Below are 18,551 nucleotides of genomic sequence, written 5' to 3' on the forward strand. Positions count from 1 at the left end.
AACATTTCCCTTTTGCTGCCGCCTTCACCTTTCGTTGTGGAGGTGTAGAATGAGTACGGCAGACGGCCTCCTGCGTCAGGGGGTTGCACAGCCCATTGATTTTAGGGATAATAGGGGAAGCAAAGGAAGTGGTATTTTGGATGATTCTGTCCTGCGGCTTGTTTATGTACTGACAGACTTGATAGCTCCCCTGGCGGTGGGCTATTGGTTGAAGGAAAGGCAGCTGGTATCGGAAAAAAATATCAACCGGCTTATCAAGGTCAATGTGCGGCTGGTCTATACCATGCTGTCCCTGCTGTCTTTCTGGGTGCTGCCCCTTTCCTGGGACCTGGCCCTTATTCCACTCTATGGCTTTTTGTTTATCCTCTTTCCGGGGGCCGTGGGGGTGGTGCTGGGGCGGCGGTTCAAGAATCTTTTGGTGCGTGGCTCCTACATCGCCAGTGCCATGCTGGCCAATATCGGCACCCTGGGGGGCGTCTGCGCCTTCATTCTCTACAACGAGACGGGCTTTGCCTATGCCCAGCTTATCGGCACCTGCCAGAACATCATGCTGGTGCTCCTGGTGTTCCCCATGTCCCAGTATTTCTACTTGAAACAAAACCGGCTGCCCATACGTCAGGGCAGCCGGTTGCACAGCTTTATGAAAATGTTCTTCTCCTGGAACCAGTTGTCCCTACTGGGTATGATGGCGGGACTGGCCCTGCAGGGGCTGGGGGTGGAGCGTCCGGCGGAGCTTGCCCCGTTCTTCCAGAGCCTGGTGCATATCGGCGCCTGGACGGCCATGATGCCCGTGGGCTATCTCATGGACTTTGGCAGGGCAAAGCATTATCTCAGATACACGATAGATCTCTGTGCCATCAGGTTCTTTTTGGTGCCGGCCTTCATTTTCTTCTCCAGCCGGCTGGTGTTCCGTGACCCGGTGCTCCTGAATACCTTCATCATCCTGGCCTCTACTCCCACTGCCATCAATGCGGTGCTGGCCTCGAAGCTCTATCAGCTGAGGACGGATCTGGCGGTGTGCTCCTTTATCCTCACCACCGCAATCTATTTGCTGGTGGTGTTCCCCCTGCTGTTCTATCTGCTGGTTTAGCCTTCGATGGACGTGACTTCTGCAATCACGAGGCAGTGGCCTGCCTCTCCCTTTTCCGGAGTGTAGAAGGGCAGAGCGCATTCAGGATAGTTTGCCTTGTCCAGCTGCTGCATGAAGAGTTTTTTGCAGACGAGGGTTTCTTTCGCCTGTTCGTAGGTCACGCCCCCTGTGAGCACTTTGGGGGTAAAGCCTGTTTCCTTAGCCTTGTCCGTGTCCCGGCCTGATTTGCTGCCGAAGACGGCCAGGGCTTTTTTGTGTGCTTCGTCATAGAAGGAGAGGGTCAGTTCCTCATGGCGGGTGAGGAATTCATAGGTGTAGCGCAGGGGCTTGACTACGAGGAAGAGGACGGGCTTGCCCCACATGGTGCCCATGGCTCCCCAGCTGACGGTCATGCTGTTGTAGTCACCTTCCACGCCTGCGGTAAGGATGGCCCAGTCCTTGTCCATTTTGGTGAAGGGGTGAGTGGTGAAGTCCTGAATATTCATGTGCACAAAATCCTTTCATTTGCAAATATGTATCGAATCTGGAAATATTTTAGCAAATTTTCCGCTTCTGTCCAAGGGGGCTTCTGGGTGGTGAAAAAGGTCACTCATCATAAATCTTATAACCGTCCCTGCCGCTTTCTTTCACATCATACAGTGCCCGGTCAGCTTTATGGAATACTTCCTCGTAGGAGAGCCCGGGTTGGTTTATCAGGGCGATGCCGATGCTGGCAGAGAGGGGAGGCTTCTGCACCGGGTCCAAGTTGTGGGCGGCGGTCATGAGGCGCTGGGCGAAGGCGTGGAGGGCTGGTTCGGGGATGTTGCGCAGGTAGAGGACGAACTCGTCTCCCCCGAAGCGTCCCACGATGTCCCGGTGGCGGGTAAGGCGGATGAGGGAATGGGCGAAGTCCCTCAGGATATCATCTCCGTACTGGTGGCCCTGGGTGTCGTTGGCTTCCTTGAAATGGTCCAGGTCGGCGATGATGAAGGCATCGGAGACCTTCTCTGAGGAGGTCAGGGAAGCGAGGGTCTTCTTCACATATTTTTCCATGGCGGCTTTGTTCAGCACGCCGGTGAGGGCATCTGTCTCTGCCTGCTCCTTGTATTCATCACGGGATTTTTCGGCCTTCCAGAGCTCCTGCAAGGTGTCCTCCAATTCCTGGTTGGTCTGGGTGAGGATCAGGCGCTGGCGCTTTTCATCCCTGTTGTGATGGATGGAAAAGATCAGGGTGGTGATGAGCAGCAACAGGAAGCCTACAGACAGGCCGGATTGCAGGGGATAGTGGGTGAAGAGGTAGTAGAGGGAGAAACTGGGATGTGTATTCAGGCTTCTGGCTCGCACCAGTTTGTCCACCTGTCCCGTGGTGAACTTGAGGATGGATTTGTTCAGTACGGTTTTCAGGATGGGGGGCAGGTGCCTGCTGATGACGATGCACACGGGGATGTTCATATAGCTGGTGGGGACAGTCATCAGGGTAGGATACATGAGCAGGGTCCGATCTGCCTGCAGCCTCAGGATATCGATGAGCGTATAGTCAGCTTCCCCCCGCTTCACCGCTTCCAGGCAGTCGGAGATGTCATCGTAAAGGCGGAACTCCCAGCCAATCAGCTCGTTCTGCAGGTATACCAGCCCTGAGGGGGACTGGGATTTCACCAGAGCCAGCGTGTGCGGCTCACTGGCGAACTTGGTGAAATCTGCCGAAGTGGGGCCGATGAAGGTCATTTCCTGAAGGAATAGGAGGTTGGTGTAGGCAAAGCTGCTGTAGTTCTTGATATGGGCAGAGTAGGTGTCGATGATGAGATCGGCCTGGCCTTCCTTCAGAGCTTTCACAGCATCGTCATAAGTGGAGTAGTGAAGGAAATCAAAGGAAAGGCCGGAGTTTCGCTCCAGCTGGCGGAAGAGATCCGGGTAGATGCCCTGCACATCGTCCATGGAAGTGGTGTACTCCACATAGGGAGGCGCCTCACCGAAGAAGGCTACCTTGAGGGGCTTGCTCCTACTGATGAAGGAGCTTTCTTCGGGGGTATAGGTGGTGATCAGGGGACGCATGTGGGCCCTGAATTTGTCTTCCAGGAGCCTTGTGTATTCGGGATTCTCCCGTTGGAGCAGTTTCGCGGCCCTGTCCAGGTCTTCGATGAGGTGCTGGTTTTCCTTCAGTCCGGCTATGTTGGTGGGCAGCAGATCAAAGGCCATGAGGAACCTTTCCTCGTCGGTGATGTTGGTGGCGCTGTCCAGCACCAGGTCGATTTGTTTCGTGCGCAGGGCGTTCAGCACTTCATCCTGATTCGCGTAGGTGTGGAATTGGGGGTGTATCCTGTTCTCCCGGCAGAAATCAAGGAAAGTATCGTTGATGAGCCGGTTTTCATACAGGCCTACGGAGGCCCCGTCCAGTTTGGAAATATCATGGGAGTGGAAGCGCTCTTCATCTTCCCTGGTGTAGAGGGCCAGAGTATCCAGGAAGAAAGCGTGCTTGCTGTAGACCAGTTCGTCCTGCCGCTGGGGATTCACTTCCATGGGCAGCAGCAGGTCGACGTCATGCCGCTTCAGGCGCTCCACGGCCTCCTGAGGGGGGATTTCCACCAGCTCGTAAGTCCAGTCCAGGTACTTGGCCAGCTCGGTCAGGTGCTGGCCGTAGAAATGGCGCACGTCTATGGAATTGGCTATGGCAGAATCGGGGTGCAGGTAGCCGATGCGGATGGCTACAGGGGCAGCCTCATGAGCTGATGGAGGCGGCGGTGCCTGGGTGCCTGAAGGCCCGTTGGTGTCGTGCCACAGAAAGACGGAGAGCACCAGGGCTGCCGCCAGCAGAGGCACGAGAAAGATTTTGTATGTCATGGTGAAGGCACTCCTCAATAGTCTGGGGGATTTGTAGATAATATTTGCCACAGGGCGGGAAAATCCTTCCCCTTCAGAGAGGTTTTATCCACAAGGGAACATAGATGCGAAAGCCGCTGCTGTGGATAATTATGCCATTATCAGCTGCTTATCACCGACTTATCCACAATATCCACAGCAAAAACTGTGCACAGTGTGGATAAGTTGTTTTTTTGCTCGCTATAATCTGAAAATATCGTGGAAGGGACAAGTGTCCTCCTTGTTGGCCTGTGGATATTTATGCTATCATAAATGAAAGTCCCGCCGCTCCGTGAAAAAATATGGGGCGGCGGGAAGGATTTTTAGGCCCTTGTGGTTAAATATCGAAGTTAAGGAGAGAGTTTCCATGCAGATATTCAAGAACGACTGGGAGGGGCTGCTGGAGCCTGAAATGCAGAAGCCTTATTACAGGGAACTGCGGCAGTTTCTCATAGGTGAGTACCGCACCCACCGCATTTATCCTGATATGTACTCCATCTTCAACGCCCTGCACTATACGGCTTATGAGGATGCGAAGGTGGTGATTTTGGGACAGGATCCCTATCACGGTCCGGGGCAGGCCCACGGCCTTTCCTTCTCTGTGCTGCCGGGAGTGCCGGCGCCGCCGTCGCTCCTTAATATCTTCAAGGAGCTGCAGGATGATCTGGGATGCACCGTGCCCAACAACGGCTGCCTGAAGCCCTGGGCGGAGCAGGGTGTGCTGCTTTTGAACGCTGTGCTCACCGTGCGTGAGCATCAGGCCGCCTCCCATCAGGGCCATGGCTGGGAGCAGTTCACTGACCATATCATTGAGCTCCTGAACCAGCGTGAGAAGCCCCTGGCCTTCATTCTCTGGGGCAGTCCCGCCCGCAGGAAGAAGTCTATGATCACCAATCCCCGGCATTTCATCGTGGAAAGCCCGCACCCCAGCCCTCTGTCCGCCTTCCGTGGATTCTTCGGGAGCAGGCCTTTTTCCAGGGTGAACGAATTTTTGGTTAAGACCGGCCAGGAGCCAATAGATTGGCAGCTGCCGGATCTTGAGTGAGGGATATGGGCAGGGCAAAAGCGGAACGTGTGAAATTTTTTCGCAGGAAAAATTTCAAGTGAAGCGTTGCCCTGCCCATGCCCCGAACGCCTTATCATTAATTATTGAAAAGGGGTGACCCCTCGTGACTTTGTTATTTTTTGCCGTCCTGCCCATTCTCTGGCTCATTGTGGCCCTGTCGGGGCTGAAGATGGCGGCCTGGAAAGCCTGCCCGGTGGCACTTATCCTCTCATTCTTCGCCAGCGTGGTCTATTTCGGCATGCCTTCCGAGTATATGATGAGCGCCATGCTGGAGGGCACGGCCCTGGCCTGCTGGCCCATCCTGCTCATTATCACCGCCACTATCTACACCTATCATCTGTCGGTGCATACGGGGGGCATGGATATCATCAAGGCCATGCTGGCTTCCGTCAGCTCTGACTACCGGGTGCTGATTCTCCTCATTGCCTTTGGCTTTGGCGGGTTCCTGGAGGGCATGGCGGGCTTTGGCACCGCCGTGGCTATCCCAGCCAGCATGCTGGCTGGGATGGGCATAAATCCCGTCAGCGCTGTGGGGGTCTGCCTGGTGGCCAATTTCGTGCCCTCGGCCTACGGTTCCATCGGCATACCGCTGGTGACTACGGCGGGCATCATGGGCACCAGCGCTGTGCAGCTGGCCACCTATGTGGCTTTGCAGACTGCGCTTTTGGGGCTTTTCTGCCCCTTTATCATGCTGGTGATTGCCGGAGGCGGCCTGAAGGCCCTGAAGGGCATGGTGCCAGTCTGCTTTGCGGCAGGTCTCAGCTATGTGCTGGCCCAGCTGGTGGTATCATATCTGATGGGGCCGGAGCTGGCCGGTGTGGCAGGGGCTATCTGCACCATGGGGGCCATTATCGGCACCGTGCGCCTCTTTCCTCCTGAGGATGCTGACTATGTGCTGGAGCAGGAGGCGCGTCCTGCCATTGACAGCAAGACCGCCCTGGGTGCCTGGCTGCCCTTCATGCTGATTTTCGTCCTGCTGCTCATCACCAGCAAGCTGGTGCCGGCGGTGTACGATTCCATTTCCCAGATCCGCACCTCTGTGCTGATCTATCAGGGTGAGGGAGGCACTCCCTACACCTTCCACTGGATTGCCACTCCCGGCATGGTGATTTTCTTTGCCACCTTCCTCAGCGGCTTCATCATGAAGACGCCCCTGTCGGATATGCTGCAGGTGCTGAAGAAGACCTTTTTCAGCCTCAAGCCTACTTTCATCACCATCATCAGCATCATCGCCACGGCAAAAGTCATGGGCTACAGCGGCATGACCACCACCATTGCTGACCATACCGTGGCGGCTACGGGGCTGATGTATCCCGTTATCTCCGCTTTCATCGGCTCGGTAGGAGGCTTCATCACCGGCTCCTGCACCAGTACCTGCATCCTCCTGGGCAAGCTGCAGATTGATGCGGCCATTGCCATCGGCGCAGGGGAGAACAGCCAGATCTGGATTGCCGCCGCCAATGCGGTGGGGGCCTGTGCCGGCAAGCTGGTGGCCCCCCAGAGCATCGCCATCGGCGTAGCCGCCATCGGCGCCGCAGGCAGGGGCAGCGAGAGCAAGATACTATCCATGACCATGAAGGTCTATGTCCCCTTTACCATTGCTTTGGGCATCCTGGTTTACCTGGGCAGCGGCATGCTGGACTGAGAAAACCAGGGCTGAGATTGCATAGTGACACAAGTTATCTGGAAAAGAGGTATGAAGAAAATGAGTACCACGACAAAAATAGGAATAGGTCTGGTGACTGTCCTGGTCCTGCTGTTCGGAGTTGCATATATGTTCATGGGCTCCCAGTACATCACCAAGAGAATCGGCGGCACTACCACCATAGACCTGCCGGAGGGGAAGAAGCTGGTGCCCTATACGGTCCAGTGGGAGCCCAACGGCAGCCATATCTGGTACCTGACGGAGGACGCAGAGCCCGGGTACAAGCCCAAAGCCTATACCTTCCACGAATCCAGCAATCTGGGGATACTGGAAGGAACGATTATTTTCCAGGAAAAGTAAGGACCAAGCATAGCAGTACAAAAGGAGCGTGGGGAAATGTTCAGAGTGCTTTTCCTTTCCTTGATGGTGATGCTGGGCAGCAGTGCTTTCTGCCTGGCGGGACAGGCGGTTCAGGAGCAGGTGGAGCCAGCGGAGAAGACAGCTTTTGTGCTGCCGCATAAACATTCAGTCTCCTGTTACAAGACCACCCCGGAGCCTGTGCAGATTGTCTGCATCCTGGACCGTTCAGGTTCCATGCGGGCCCTGACGGAAGATACTATTGGCGGCTACAACTCCTTTTTGGCCAAACAGCGGCAGGAAGAGGGCCGGGCCGAAGTCACGACAGTGCTCTTTGACGATAAGTATGACAAAATCGTGGAGGCAGTGCCCCTGGACAAGGTGCCGGAACTTACCTCCAAGGAATATTATGCCCGTGGCATGACCGCCCTTTTGGACGCCGTGGGCAGGACTATCGTGGACAAAGTCGCTGCCATGGACAAGGAGGGAATCTGCCCTGCCAAAAGGCGCGTGCTGTTCCTCATCATGACGGATGGCAAGGAAAATGACAGCAAGGAATATTCACGGGATACAGTGAAAGCCATGATAGAGGAAGCGTCCAAGGATTACGGCTGGAACTTCATCTTCATGGGCGCCAACATTGACTCTGTGGCTGAGGCGGGGGCCTTGGGCATCAGCGCCGACCACGCTGCAGATTATGCCCATAATGCCCGTGGCGTGCAGCAGTCCTTTGACAGGATGAGTGCAGCTGCCACGGAAATGAGAGAGACCGGCATCGTCAGCGAAGCCTGGAAAAATACTCCGTGAGAGTGATATCAAGCAACAAAAAGCCCTGTTCAGACGGAATTTGCATCTGAACAGGGCTTTCCTTATGCACTTAGCTGGCCTTGGGAGCCTTCTTGGCAGGGGCTTCGGAGACGGCGGCTGCGGCGATGGCAGCCTTGGCACTCTCGCGGTCCATGCCAGTGACGTTCACGTTGCGGGTGACTTTGGCATCGTAGCTGTCGGCCTTCATGATTTCGGCGATGTCTACGCCGGTGGCCTCCTTGATGGTCTGGATGGTCTGGGCCATGATCATGGGCACGTTGCCGGACATGGCAGCTACGCCGCTTTCGCCGCTGTTGCCGAAGATGGTGACCTTGTCGATGGTGCCCAGGGGCTTGGCCACCTCGGCGGCAACTTTCGGCAGGATTTCAATGGCCATCTGGGCCATGGCGGCCTTGCCGTATTTCTTCAGGGCTTCTGCTTTCTTGTCCATGGCGGCTGCTTCTGCCTCGCCCTTCAGGCGGATGGCTTCTGCCTCGGCCTGAGCCTTGGCGGTGATACCGGCAGCTTCCTGCTCCATGGCGTACTTCTTCGCCTCTGCCTGGGCCTTCTGGGCTTCGGCATCACGCTGCTGTTCGTAGAGCCTTGCTTCGGACTCGCGCTGGCGCTTTGCCAGCTCTGCCTCAGCCTGCTTGCTGATGTTGTACTTCTCAGCATCGGCTTTTTTCTGGACTTCGGCGGCCAGTTCCTGCTCGCGGACGGCGACCTGCTGCTTGCGCAGGGCTTCTTCACGGTTGGCCTTGGCGATTTCTGCATCTACAGTGGCAGTCTCGATGGCCTTGCGCTGTTCCTGTTCCTGGATGGCGTAGGCGGCATCTGCTTCTGCTTTCTTGATATCGGACTCACGCTTCAGCTCTGCCTTGCGGATGGCCAGCTCATTCTGGCGCTGGGCGATTTCCAGCTCTGCCTTCACCTGGGCATCGTTGGCTTCCTTGGCAGCTTCAGCCTGCTTCACGGACACGTCCCTGTCTGCCAGAGCCTTGGCAATGGAGGCGTCCTTGCGGATGCGGGCCGTATTATCGGCACCCAAATCGGTGATAAGGCCCGTCTCGTCGGTGATGTTCTGGATGTTGCAGGAAATCACTTTGATGCCCAGCCGCTCCATGTCCTGGGCGGCTGCGGCTTTCACCTGCTCGGAGAAGGAATCACGGTTGGTGCTGATTTCCTTCAGGGACAGGGTGCCCACAATCTCACGCATATTGCCTTCCAGAGAATCACGGAGCTGGTCGGCGATTTTTTCCGGGGGCAGGTTCAAGAAGTTCTTGGAAGCCAGCAGGCGGGCTTCGTCCGTGTCGTCCACGGAAACCTTGGCCACGGCGTCCACCTTCACGTTGATGAAATCATTGGTGGGCACGCTCTGCTGGGTGCGGATGTCAACGGTCATCTGCCCCAGGAAGAGCTTATCCACACGCTCCAGCAGGGGGACCTTGACACCGCCCTGTCCTACCAGCATCCGGGGCTTGGCCCTCCAGCCGGAAAGGATAAAGGCCACATCAGGCGGGGCTTTCACCCAGCAGGTCAGGGCAATGGCCATGACGGCCAGGGCAAATATAGCAGGTAAGATCAATATTGACAATAGAATTACACCCTTTCTTCGTATACTGGTATTTTGGTCATCTATGATGAATCTGCCTGGGCAGATGGTTTTCCTCAATGGCCCGGTCAAGTTCCCCCTCAATGACTGAGAACTCAATGGAGCGTGTCAGGTTATTGTGCCCTGCAAGGCTTTGTGCCTTGGCTTCCATAAGCTCATTTATCTTTCGAAAGGCAAAGATAAACCGCTGTGACATTTGTTCCGTCAGAGCCCCGTGGTGCTCCCGCAAACTTTCAAGATAGGGCTCAAGGTACTGAAGGCAGCGGGTCTGGACAAAGAGGTTGTATTCCTCACGGGTGGGGAACAGGGGGGCAAGCTTGTCCAGCTTGTCCTGTATCCTGCCCATCTCCACATAGAGGGAGGGATAATCGCCGCCTGGATAAATGCTCTCGAAGACTTTTATCTTGTCGGTGAGCTCCTTGAAGGGCCAGCGTATTTCTCCGCCCAAAATCAGCGGAAGCTTGCTCTCTGTCTCCAGGCGGCTGAAATAGAAGTCCCGCAGGTAGCTGTGGAATTCCCGGCTCATGAGCTCCAGCACCTGCCCCCGGTCAAGCAGGTAGTAGTGGAGCCCTTCATCTTCGCCGCCTGCAAGGTCATCGCACTCACTGAGGCTGTCTTCCACGATCTGCCTCAGGAGCCGCGCCTCCGGGCGGCGGTCATTCTTGAAAAAGTCCGGGTTCTTCCCAGGTTCCAGCAGCACCCGCAGGGCGTAGTAGCGCAGGAACAGGGCCTCGCCGCAGCGCCCGTCATAGTCCAGCAGCCTCCCGGACTCCGTATAGGCGGTGCTGGAAGTGAGTTTTCCTGACCGATACTGCCGAAAAAGGACTGCCAGCTCTTCACGGATAAGGCTGAACTCACAGTTCTCCCTAAAGTCTCCCATCAAACTCTCTCCTCAAGAAAATTGCCATAAAATCACCGCAACTTCCTCGTAATAACGAGGAAGAAGATGTCCCCCACCTCTGCAGGTAGAGGTGGCGAATATCATAACAGATGGTGAGCACATATCTCCCGCCTCGTTGAAACGCCAATAGGAAGTTTTGCCTACGGCAAAACTGGAACAACGGCGTTATAAGAACCTATATCAGTTATATTACACGCCTATTATTAGATTTTCCTTAGATTCAGTAAAATTTATGGATAAAATTTAAGGTTGGAAGGATAAATTATGAGTATAATAGTCTTAGATAATATTACTTAGGGAGTGAGATCATGGATTTTTGCAGGGAAATATTGGAAGATTTGAAGGCGGGAAGGCTCAGTGTGGAGGAGGCGGCGCTGAAGCTGAAGGCAGAGCCTTTTGCGGATATTGGCGTGGCCAAGGTGGATTTTCACAGGAAGCTGCGCAAGGGGGCCCAGGAGGTCATCTATGGGGCGGGGAAGACGGCGGAGCAGATAACTGCCATCTTGCAGGCCATGAAGGAGCGGCAGGCTTTGCCGGTGCTCGTTACCCGTCTGGAGGAGGAAAAGGCGGCAGCTATACAGCAGCAGGTACCGGAATTTATCTATCACCCGGAGGGCAAGGTGGGCATCCTGGGGGATATGCCTGTGCCTGACGGGAAGGGAAAAATCCTGGTGCTCACCGCCGGTACCAGCGACATTCCCGTGGCAGAGGAGGCGGCCCTCACGGCGCAGTTCCTGGGCAATGAGGTCGTGCGCTGCTATGATGCAGGGGTGGCGGGGCTGCACAGGCTGCTGGCCCATCTGGAGGAAATCATGGAAGCCCGGGTCATCATCGCCATTGCGGGCATGGAAGGAGCCCTGCCCAGTGTGGTGGGGGGGCTGGCTTCCTGTCCGGTGCTGGCAGTGCCCACCAGCGTGGGCTACGGGGCTTCCTTCGGCGGTGTCTCGGCGCTCCTGTCCATGCTGAATTCCTGCGCCAGCGGCGTGTCCGTGGTGAATATAGACAATGGCTTTGGGGCGGCTTTCCAGGCCAGCCTGATAAATCATCTGTCATAAAGGCGGGCTTATGAGCCTTTGGCTGACTATCATCAGAAATCCCTGGCTGATATATGGCGAAAGCCCCTGAGGAGCACGTCACTGGAAGAGGTCCTGGAGGATTTTCTTTGATATGTCAATCGCATGACAAAAAGGGCTGCTGCACGTCTTGTGCGCAACAGCCCTTTAAGGGAGGTTGTATTGCTATTTATATAGCCCGGGGTCAATCCCCCAGTTCTTTTTACGGATGTTAAGGGTATCCGCCATGCATCGGAGGGCGATACTCCTTTGCAACGTTTCATATTGTACCATCATTGTCTGAAAAAATCATTAAAGAGAAATTAAATTTAATAATTTATTCCTGAGGTGTGTCGTAGTGGTCTGTATGCAGGAATTCGTTGCTGATGCCCTGGCCGTTTTTCGTCCAGACCCGGTAGACGGAGGGGGTCATGGAACTGCCCTCTGTCTGCAGGGTGATCTGGCAGCCATTCAGGTCGGCTCTGGTGCCTGCCACGTAGATGGTGACGGTGGTGCCTGAGCAGCTGGAAAAGAGATAGACATTGTGGGGCAGCTGGTTGCGGAAGGTGAAGTCCAGGAGCCCGTCTGCCACGGTGGCATCCCTGCCCGGGGGGCAGTAGGTGGAGGGGAAGAAGTGGGCGGTGCGCTCCACGGGGGTAAGCCCTGCCAGCAGGATGGCGTTGTAGAGAGTGGAGCTTACCTGGCACACGCCGCCGCCGCTGTCCTGGGCTAGCCTGCCGTCAATGATGACCCCTGCGTCACGGAAGCCGTTCTCCCGGGTGCGGGTGCCAACGGCGTTGTTGAAGGAAAAGACTTCGCCGGTACGCACCAGTCGCTGGTTCAGTTTGCCTGCGGCCAGCTCGATGTTGTGCCCCCTGTCCCCAGGGGCGTAGCTGGTGGTGTAGCTGGCGAGGATGGTGTCCATAGAGGAAAGGTCAGAGTTCTTGATGGAGGGGGCGTTGACCTCAGGGGTGATGGCCAGCTTCAGGGGCAGGTGCAGCTCCTTCAGGTAGAGCCCAATCTTTTCCATGAGCTCTGCCTGAGGTAGGGACGACCCATTGTGCCCGGGGTGCAGCTGGAAACTGCCGTCTGCCTGCAGGGTCAGATAGGCATCCTGGGGCTGCACGTTTATTTCCCGGCCAATGGCAGCCAGCTTCTCCTCCACGGCCTGGGCATCATAGGTGACTTCAAGCGCGATATCTCTTTTGACCGAGGCGCTCTCCAGCTGCTCGGCTGCGTTGGCGGCGAAGTTCTTCTCCGGATCATGTCCCACCCGCCAGGCGGCTTCGGCGGCCTCGTCTGCGTGGACTTCCAGCCCTATGTCCTCGGGGCTGTACTTCCAGGTCTTGTCCTTGTAGGTGAGTATCAGGGCATCTTTGTCCAACTTCTTGGCGGCCAGTTCCCGGAAGAAGTCCTGCACCTGCTCACGGCTCATGCCGGACAGGCGGTTTGCCCCATAGTAAACCCCCATGGCTACCCGGTTCTGGTTCACCACCGCCATGACCACAGAGGGGATGGCTACTGTCAGAAGGGCACAGACCAGGAGGGCAAATAGTATATATTTAGTCTTGGTATTCAGAGTGCTTTTCACCTCTTTTTCATGCTTGCTAAGGCCATCATAGCATAAGGACAGGAGAAAAACAACGGCTTTTGACGGCAGGGCAAAGGCGGGATAGAATAAGAGCAGGAGGGAGATCGATGGGAGAAAAGACTTTGATAGGAGACGGGGAAAACGAGCTGATGTTTTCCTTTGGCAAACTGGTGCTGACACTTCAAAGGGTGGGGGCAGACTATCTGCTGGTCATCGCTGGTGGCAGGGCACATCTGGGGTGTGTGGTCATGGCAGAGCCGCGTCCCTCCCTGACAGGCGCTGGCAGGAGCAGCACTTCCTCGGTGCTGAATGCTTCCGGTCACAAGGACGAGCTTATCTGCCGTCCGTTGGCAGAAAGACTGGCGGCCCGGAGAAATGCCCGGGTTGTCTGTACTGGTGGAGTCCATATAGACGAAATAAGCCCCGCCCAGCTGAAAGAGCTGGAGGAGGCTTTGGAGAGGATAACCTTTGATTAATGTTTGACAGCTTTGGGGTCGTCTACATACTCGATGGAGTCCAGCATCTGCTTCATCTGGCCCCGTATATTACCCAGGTATTCGGCGTATAGTTTCTTCTGCTCGGCAGTTTCCTCTGTCGTAAGGCCGTCACTGCGCTTCTTGCGGGCCAGTTCGTTAATGCGGGCAATCATTTCTTTGGTAATCATGCTTGTTATCTGTATCCTTTCTGTGGTATATCTTGATAAAAAATGAATAATAGCTGTATAATATTTGCATAGGGTCGCACATAGAAAATATTGGCGTTTACACTATGGGACTGATAAGATTATATTTTAGCAGGGGGAATTATTTATGGCAACTAAAAAGAGCGAAGCAGCTGAGACCAAGAAGGCAGCAACCAAGACCACGACCAAGGCACCGGCTAAGAAAGCACCCGCCAAGAAGGTTTATGCTTATGTGTTCTTCAACTGCGATGATGGCAAGAACCAGGCTTCCATGAATATTCGCTACAACAACGAGATTTTCGCCGACAAGGCAACTTCCCGCAAGGCACTTCTGGAGAAGGTCCTTCAGGAGGTAAAGGACGGGCGTGTCAACCTTGCTGATAAGGAGCGCGTGACAGAAATCATCCTCAAGGGTGAGCCAGCCGAGGCCAGCGTATACATGCAGTACGGCACCATCGAAAGGGTTATCCTGCACTGACAGGCCATGATAAAATAAGAAAAGAAGCCATCCAGCTGGGTGGCTTCTTTCTTTTTAGATATCCTTTTTACTGCACGTTCATAGAAAGCTCGATGAACTTGTTGGCCAGCTTGGCCTTCTGGAGCACTTCCTCGGTGATGTCCGCACCGGCTTCGACGATGACGATGCCGTTATCCATTTTGATGGTGCGGGCAGCCTTCTTGCCCAGGAGGAAGCGGCGATGGCGCTCCTCGGTAGCCTTGTCAGCGGCAGCCTGCTTGGGATCTGCAGCCTTGGCAGATGCTTTCTGAGCCTCTTTGGCAGGCTCGGCTTTCTTGGGCTCGGGCTTGGACTCAGCCTTGGGAGCTTCGGCAGTTTTTTCCTCTGCCTGAGTCTCCTCCTTTACGGGCTCTGCGGGCGTTTCTTCAGCCATGGGAGCCTCTGCAGGGGCTTCTTCTTTGGGCTCGTCCTTAGGCTCTGCCTTGGGGGCTGCAGGAGCAGGTGCGCTTACAGGTTTAGTTTTTTTTTCCTCGGAAGCGCCGTTAGGGTCTATGACGGTGACCTGCTTGCCGAAGATGGAAATCTGGTCGCAGGTGACATCAGAGGTGGTGCCATCAGGAGCAGTGATCTCGCACTTCTCAATCTTGCCATCATCGCCGATGTAGACTTCGGTGATCTGGCCCTGGATAGTACCGGACTTGGTGATGGCCTTGGTGCCGATAACGCGGATGTTATCGTCCAGCAGGGCTTCATAGTCGCCGGCATCGTCCAGCTTCAGGATGTTCTCGCTGTTGGTGATGGTGACAGCGTCGTCACCGATGGCGATGACGGATTCGTAAGGAATGAGCTTCACCCCGCGGTACCAGTCCTCATCCTCAATGGTGATGGCTGCTACCAGGCCATTGCGGGCATCCATGAGCAGGGTCTTGCTCATGCCCAGTTCCCGGCCTTCGGTGATGCTGATGACCGGCAGCCCCAGGATTTCTACGCTTTTCTTCATGTCTTGTTCCCCCATTTAATGCTTTACTTAGCCTGCCTTTTGGCAAACTCGTCTTCTATCTCCTGAAGTATCTCAGGGGTGAGTTTGGAAAACGGCGTGGCCAGGGATTGATGTTTCTTCAGGATATCTTGAACGGTGCCAAGGTAGCGCAGGGTCTTGGAGAATTCCTGCACCATGGCATCGTCACCGGCAATGATGGGCATGCCCAGGGACTCGGCGTAAAGGTTGATGGCCTCACTATAGGAAGCCCTTTCCTTGTACATCCCTGCCAGCTCGATGATGAGGAAGGGAGTATAGCTGTCCTCGGGGTAGCGGTCGATGGCCGCCCGATAGGCTGTGATGGCGGCATCCACATCCTTTTCTTTGTTGGCATAGGCAAAGTCCAGGATCTCGTCCAGTGTGGAAAGCTCTGCCACGGCGGCTTCTGCCGCTTCGGGCTCCAGGGATATTGTCCTGCTTTCCTGAGGTGCCGGGGCAGCCTCTGCCGGCTGTTCCGGGCTCTCCTCCTCCTGGGGCGCAGGTCCCTCTGCCGGGGCAGGGGGCTGTTCCTCAGGAGATTCCTCGTCCGTGGCAGGGATTTCTGCAGCAGAGGAATCTTCCTCCGGCACAGGTTCTTCTTCTGCCTTGTTTTCGGTTTCCTGGTTTTCTGCTTTTTCTGCCGATGCGTCTGCTTCTGCGGTTCCTGCATCCGCCGTATCTTCCACAGTTTCTGCAGTGTCTATGGTTTCTACGGTTTCAGCCGCTTCAGCCATTTCTCCGGCATCGGCTGGGGCAGGTTCTTCGGCAGCCTCTTCCGGCTGCTCTGCCTCCGTCACGGTGGTTTCCGGTACTTCTTCGTCAGGTTCTTCTGCGGCGGTTTCAATCTCAGTCTCAGCTGTGTCAGCGGGCGCTTCTGCAGCTTCGGGCTGACCTTCCTCTGTTGGTGCTTCCGCGGCGGCTTCTTCGACGGGCTCTGCTGCCGTAGAGTTGGCCTTGACGGCTTCCTGCAGGCGCTGGCTGAGTTTTTCCCCAGCTTCGGTCTTTGCTTCGCTTTCGGATGCTGCCTGCAGCATCTCTTCGGCTTCTTCCTCTTCCTCCGTCTCCAGTGTCAGCACTGCGCCGCCTGCGGCGGCCAGCTGTCTGTGCTCCCGTTTCAGCAGGTATTCATTGATGAGGGTCACCAAACCTGCAGCTACCAGCACCAGGGCGATGAGCTTGAAGTAATGGCCCTGATCCAGGAAGGGGGAGAGTATGATGGTGGCTCCGTTGACTCCAAAGGCCATCATGGCACAGAGCACCAGGGAAATCCATTTCAGCTCCAGACCGAAGAAGCGGCACAGCTTATATATGAGCAGTATGCTGACAGCCATGATAGCGGCTGTGACAACAAAAAAAGTCATAATGGCTCACTTCATTCCTTTTCCTATGAATCAAGGGGAAACTCCCTTGATTTATCCCATAACTCAACAATATTGTAGCGTTTTCAAGGGAGAATTGCAAGTCTACGAAAATGTCTGAATATACGCTTGGAGAAATTTGAAATTTTCTTTCATAAGCAGGGGGATTTTCGCCTGTCTTTATAGTATAATAGGAAGAAGAAAGGAAGATGTGCATGACAGTGGAAAGGGAGGCGCTCCTTAAAAGCGAGAACGGCCTGCATGTGCGTGTGGCCGCTATGCTGGTGCAGCAGGCAGAGGAGCTGGGCCGCCGCTTTGGGGTGCGGCTTTTTCTGCGCACGGAGAGCTCGCGGCCCCGGGAAATGAGCAATCTCATGAAGCTCATTGGCCTGAAGGTTTCCTCAGGGGACAAGGTCTTTGTGTCTGCGGAGGGACTCTCCCCGGATACGCCGCCAGAGCATTTGGAGCAGGCTGCGGATTCCATGCGGGAACTTTTGGAGAGCGATTTCGAGGAGCGGGGCGCTGAGAGGATCCATCAGGTGGACAGGCTGCTGCACGAAAACGCCCTCATGCAGCAGCGGCTGCAGATGATACTGGAGGCGGTGCAGGACGGCATTTGCGTGGTGGACAGCACCGGCGTCATTACTTACGTCAATCCCGCATATCTGCGCATCGTCCACAAGACCCCGGAAATGGTGGTGGGCACTAATGTCCACGAGACTGCTCCCGACGGCAACCGCTGCGGGGTGCTGAACTCCGGCATCGCCCGCATCGGCAGCATCAGCCATAAAAAGGACGGCACGACGCTTGTGGCCAATGTTACCCCTATCTTTGTAGAGGGGGAGATAGCAGGGGTGGTGTCCGTATCCAAGGATATCACGGAACTGCAGACTATGATGGAGCGTCTTTCACAGGTTTCTGCCCGGGCAGAGTATCTGGAGCAGGAGCTGCTGCGCACCAAGAAGACAGCCCAGGCTTTTGCCAATTACATAGGCAAGAGCGGCAAGGTGGTGGATGTGCTGGCTCTGGCCACCAAGGCGGCGGCTTCCTCAGCTACCGTGCTTATCCAGGGGGAAAGCGGCACCGGCAAGGAGGTCATTGCCGAGGGTATCCACTATGCCAGCAGCCGCCGCCGGGCTCCCTACATCAGGGTGAACTGCGGCGCTATTCCAGGCGCCCTGCTGGAGTCGGAGCTTTTCGGCCATGAGAAAGGGGCCTTCACCGGAGCTGTGAAGAAAAAGCTGGGCAAGTTCGAGCTGGCTGATGGCGGCACCATTTTCCTTGATGAGATTGGGGAGATGGACAAGAACATGCAGGTTAAGCTCCTGCGGGTGCTGCAGCAAAGGGAATTCTACCGGGTGGGCGGTGAGGAGAACGTCCATGTGGATGTGCGCATCATTGCTGCCACTAACCGGAACCTGGAACAGCTGGTGAAGGAAGGAGGCTTCCGGGAGGACCTCTATTACCGTCTGAATGTCATTCCCCTGGTCCTTCCTCCCCTCAGGGACAGGGTGGACGATATCCCCCTGCTGGTGGAGCACTTCATAGAAAAGATCAGCAAGGACGCAGGCCGGCCTGTGCGGGGCATCACGCCCGAGGCTATGGAACTGCTCATGCATTATCGCTGGCCCGGCAACGTGCGGGAGCTGGAGAATGTCATAGAGCGGGTCATCACCCTCATGGACGGAGAGCGCATCGAGACAGGTGCCCTGCCTTCCTATATTAAGGGGGACAGCAGGATAATAGAACCTGCCCAGGCGGCGGTGGCTGTGCCGAAACCTGCCGTGGGCGAAGAAGTCCGTACCTGGGAGGAGTATGAGAAGGAGATCATAGCTCATGCCCTGCAGCAGGCTGGCAGTTTCAATGCGGCAGGGAAACTCCTGCGCATCAGCCATAAGACAGTTGCGGCCAAGGCCAGGAAGTATGAGTTGGTATAATTTGCCATATTGGCATAATTTACCAATAGACAATTCTGCTAGTTGGTAAAAATTGCCAACTTGGCCCTGCCTGCCCCGTTTACGGGGAAGGTGGCAGCCGCAGGCTGACGGAAGGGGGAAGGAGCAGTGACGACATTTCCCCC

General features: G+C 55.7%; 17 protein-coding genes. 9 read left to right on the forward strand and 8 right to left on the reverse strand.

Features of this window, described 5'->3' with window-relative positions; genetic code table 11:
* Window positions 1-49: 49 nt before the first annotated feature.
* Window positions 50-1,090: an AEC family transporter gene (locus tag BLW59_RS03305; RefSeq protein ID WP_318258275.1), complete on the forward strand. Its 1,041-nt coding sequence runs from the start codon at window positions 50-52 to the stop codon at window positions 1,088-1,090.
* Here BLW59_RS03305 and BLW59_RS03310 read toward each other — a convergent pair.
* Together BLW59_RS03310 and BLW59_RS03315 are read right to left on the reverse strand one after the other, a co-directional pair.
* Entirely contained in the window at window positions 1,087-1,575 is a 489-nt protein-coding gene (locus tag BLW59_RS03310; RefSeq protein WP_037376870.1) for a flavin reductase, read from the reverse strand. The genes BLW59_RS03305 and BLW59_RS03310 overlap by 4 nt on opposite strands.
* Before the next feature lie 100 nt (window positions 1,576-1,675).
* Complete coding sequence (locus BLW59_RS03315; protein WP_074696168.1) at window positions 1,676-3,907, reverse strand: GGDEF domain-containing protein; 2,232 nt, start codon at window positions 3,905-3,907, stop codon at window positions 1,676-1,678.
* A gap of 385 nt (window positions 3,908-4,292) precedes the next feature.
* Here BLW59_RS03315 and BLW59_RS03320 point away from each other — a divergent pair, with 385 nt between their 5' ends.
* The 4 genes from BLW59_RS03320 to BLW59_RS03335 all read left to right on the forward strand — a co-directional run bounded on the left by BLW59_RS03320 (window position 4,293) and on the right by BLW59_RS03335 (window position 7,800).
* Complete coding sequence (locus BLW59_RS03320; RefSeq protein ID WP_029541817.1) at window positions 4,293-4,970, forward strand: uracil-DNA glycosylase; 678 nt, start codon at window positions 4,293-4,295, stop codon at window positions 4,968-4,970.
* 124 nt (window positions 4,971-5,094) lie between these two features.
* Window positions 5,095-6,636 carry an L-lactate permease gene (locus BLW59_RS03325; RefSeq protein WP_081348358.1) on the forward strand — a complete coding sequence of 514 codons (1,542 nt, stop codon included), beginning with the start codon at window positions 5,095-5,097 and terminating at the stop codon, window positions 6,634-6,636.
* Between the two features lie 60 nt (window positions 6,637-6,696).
* Window positions 6,697-6,996 carry a hypothetical protein gene (locus tag BLW59_RS03330; RefSeq protein ID WP_037376869.1) on the forward strand — a complete coding sequence of 100 codons (300 nt, stop codon included), beginning with the start codon at window positions 6,697-6,699 and terminating at the stop codon, window positions 6,994-6,996.
* A 36-nt stretch (window positions 6,997-7,032) separates the two neighbouring features.
* Entirely contained in the window at window positions 7,033-7,800 is a 768-nt protein-coding gene (locus BLW59_RS03335) for a vWA domain-containing protein (RefSeq protein WP_081348359.1), read from the forward strand.
* Between the two features lie 70 nt (window positions 7,801-7,870).
* Here BLW59_RS03335 and BLW59_RS03340 read toward each other — a convergent pair whose 3' ends face one another.
* Together BLW59_RS03340 and BLW59_RS03345 are read right to left on the reverse strand one after the other, a co-directional pair.
* Window positions 7,871-9,352, reverse strand: a complete 1,482-nt coding sequence (locus BLW59_RS03340; RefSeq protein ID WP_074696283.1) for a flotillin family protein — start codon at window positions 9,350-9,352, stop codon at window positions 7,871-7,873.
* Between the two features lie 79 nt (window positions 9,353-9,431).
* Window positions 9,432-10,292: a hypothetical protein gene (locus BLW59_RS03345; protein ID WP_074696170.1), complete on the reverse strand. Its 861-nt coding sequence runs from the start codon at window positions 10,290-10,292 to the stop codon at window positions 9,432-9,434.
* Between the two features lie 329 nt (window positions 10,293-10,621).
* Here BLW59_RS03345 and larB point away from each other — a divergent pair, with 329 nt between their 5' ends.
* Entirely contained in the window at window positions 10,622-11,368 is a 747-nt protein-coding gene (larB, locus tag BLW59_RS03350; RefSeq protein WP_074696172.1) for a nickel pincer cofactor biosynthesis protein LarB, read from the forward strand.
* A 334-nt stretch (window positions 11,369-11,702) separates the two neighbouring features.
* On the opposite strand, the gene BLW59_RS03355 is transcribed toward larB, so the two are convergent.
* Window positions 11,703-12,956, reverse strand: a complete 1,254-nt coding sequence (locus BLW59_RS03355; protein ID WP_051650106.1) for a VanW family protein — start codon at window positions 12,954-12,956, stop codon at window positions 11,703-11,705.
* Window positions 12,957-13,063: 107 nt separating this feature from the next.
* On the opposite strand from BLW59_RS03355, the gene BLW59_RS03360 reads away from it, so the two are divergent.
* Window positions 13,064-13,432, forward strand: coding sequence for a hypothetical protein (locus BLW59_RS03360; RefSeq protein ID WP_074696174.1), 369 nt, complete (start codon window positions 13,064-13,066; stop codon window positions 13,430-13,432).
* Here the strand turns inward: BLW59_RS03360 and BLW59_RS03365 are convergent.
* Window positions 13,429-13,620, reverse strand: coding sequence for a DUF896 domain-containing protein (locus tag BLW59_RS03365; protein ID WP_029541799.1), 192 nt, complete (start codon window positions 13,618-13,620; stop codon window positions 13,429-13,431). The genes BLW59_RS03360 and BLW59_RS03365 overlap by 4 nt on opposite strands.
* 145 nt (window positions 13,621-13,765) lie before the next feature.
* Between BLW59_RS03365 and BLW59_RS03370 the strand changes: the two genes are divergently transcribed.
* Window positions 13,766-14,116, forward strand: coding sequence for a hypothetical protein (locus BLW59_RS03370; RefSeq protein ID WP_029541797.1), 351 nt, complete (start codon window positions 13,766-13,768; stop codon window positions 14,114-14,116).
* Window positions 14,117-14,183: 67 nt separating this feature from the next.
* Here BLW59_RS03370 and BLW59_RS03375 read toward each other — a convergent pair whose 3' ends face one another.
* Together BLW59_RS03375 and BLW59_RS03380 are read right to left on the reverse strand one after the other, a co-directional pair.
* Complete coding sequence (locus tag BLW59_RS03375; protein WP_074696176.1) at window positions 14,184-15,095, reverse strand: PRC-barrel domain-containing protein; 912 nt, start codon at window positions 15,093-15,095, stop codon at window positions 14,184-14,186.
* A 23-nt stretch (window positions 15,096-15,118) separates the two neighbouring features.
* Window positions 15,119-16,474 carry a hypothetical protein gene (locus tag BLW59_RS03380; protein WP_074696178.1) on the reverse strand — a complete coding sequence of 452 codons (1,356 nt, stop codon included), beginning with the start codon at window positions 16,472-16,474 and terminating at the stop codon, window positions 15,119-15,121.
* Window positions 16,475-16,686: 212 nt separating this feature from the next.
* On the opposite strand from BLW59_RS03380, the gene BLW59_RS03385 reads away from it, so the two are divergent.
* Complete coding sequence (locus BLW59_RS03385; RefSeq protein ID WP_074696180.1) at window positions 16,687-18,408, forward strand: sigma 54-interacting transcriptional regulator; 1,722 nt, start codon at window positions 16,687-16,689, stop codon at window positions 18,406-18,408.
* Window positions 18,409-18,551 lie beyond the last annotated feature (143 nt).

It is taken from the genome of Selenomonas sp. KH1T6, from assembly GCF_900108415.1.
Lineage (GTDB): Bacteria > Bacillota > Negativicutes > Selenomonadales > Selenomonadaceae > Selenomonas_B > Selenomonas_B ruminantium_A.

What these genes read in the sequence shown, in the direction of transcription:
- BLW59_RS03305 (WP_318258275.1), top strand. Translation starts at nt 50, where the DNA reads ATGAGTACGGCAGACGGCCTCCTGCGTCAGGGGGTTGCACAGCCCATT.
- BLW59_RS03310 (WP_037376870.1), bottom strand. Translation starts at nt 1,575, where the DNA reads ATGAATATTCAGGACTTCACCACTCACCCCTTCACCAAAATGGACAAG.
- BLW59_RS03315 (WP_074696168.1), bottom strand. Translation starts at nt 3,907, where the DNA reads ATGACATACAAAATCTTTCTCGTGCCTCTGCTGGCGGCAGCCCTGGTG.
- BLW59_RS03320 (WP_029541817.1), top strand. Translation starts at nt 4,293, where the DNA reads ATGCAGATATTCAAGAACGACTGGGAGGGGCTGCTGGAGCCTGAAATG.
- BLW59_RS03330 (WP_037376869.1), top strand. Translation starts at nt 6,697, where the DNA reads ATGAGTACCACGACAAAAATAGGAATAGGTCTGGTGACTGTCCTGGTC.
- BLW59_RS03335 (WP_081348359.1), top strand. Translation starts at nt 7,033, where the DNA reads ATGTTCAGAGTGCTTTTCCTTTCCTTGATGGTGATGCTGGGCAGCAGT.
- BLW59_RS03340 (WP_074696283.1), bottom strand. Translation starts at nt 9,352, where the DNA reads ATGGCCATTGCCCTGACCTGCTGGGTGAAAGCCCCGCCTGATGTGGCC.
- BLW59_RS03345 (WP_074696170.1), bottom strand. Translation starts at nt 10,292, where the DNA reads ATGGGAGACTTTAGGGAGAACTGTGAGTTCAGCCTTATCCGTGAAGAG.
- larB (WP_074696172.1), top strand. Translation starts at nt 10,622, where the DNA reads ATGGATTTTTGCAGGGAAATATTGGAAGATTTGAAGGCGGGAAGGCTC.
- BLW59_RS03360 (WP_074696174.1), top strand. Translation starts at nt 13,064, where the DNA reads ATGGGAGAAAAGACTTTGATAGGAGACGGGGAAAACGAGCTGATGTTT.
- BLW59_RS03365 (WP_029541799.1), bottom strand. Translation starts at nt 13,620, where the DNA reads ATGATTACCAAAGAAATGATTGCCCGCATTAACGAACTGGCCCGCAAG.
- BLW59_RS03370 (WP_029541797.1), top strand. Translation starts at nt 13,766, where the DNA reads ATGGCAACTAAAAAGAGCGAAGCAGCTGAGACCAAGAAGGCAGCAACC.
- BLW59_RS03375 (WP_074696176.1), bottom strand. Translation starts at nt 15,095, where the DNA reads ATGAAGAAAAGCGTAGAAATCCTGGGGCTGCCGGTCATCAGCATCACC.
- BLW59_RS03380 (WP_074696178.1), bottom strand. Translation starts at nt 16,474, where the DNA reads ATGACTTTTTTTGTTGTCACAGCCGCTATCATGGCTGTCAGCATACTG.
- BLW59_RS03385 (WP_074696180.1), top strand. Translation starts at nt 16,687, where the DNA reads ATGACAGTGGAAAGGGAGGCGCTCCTTAAAAGCGAGAACGGCCTGCAT.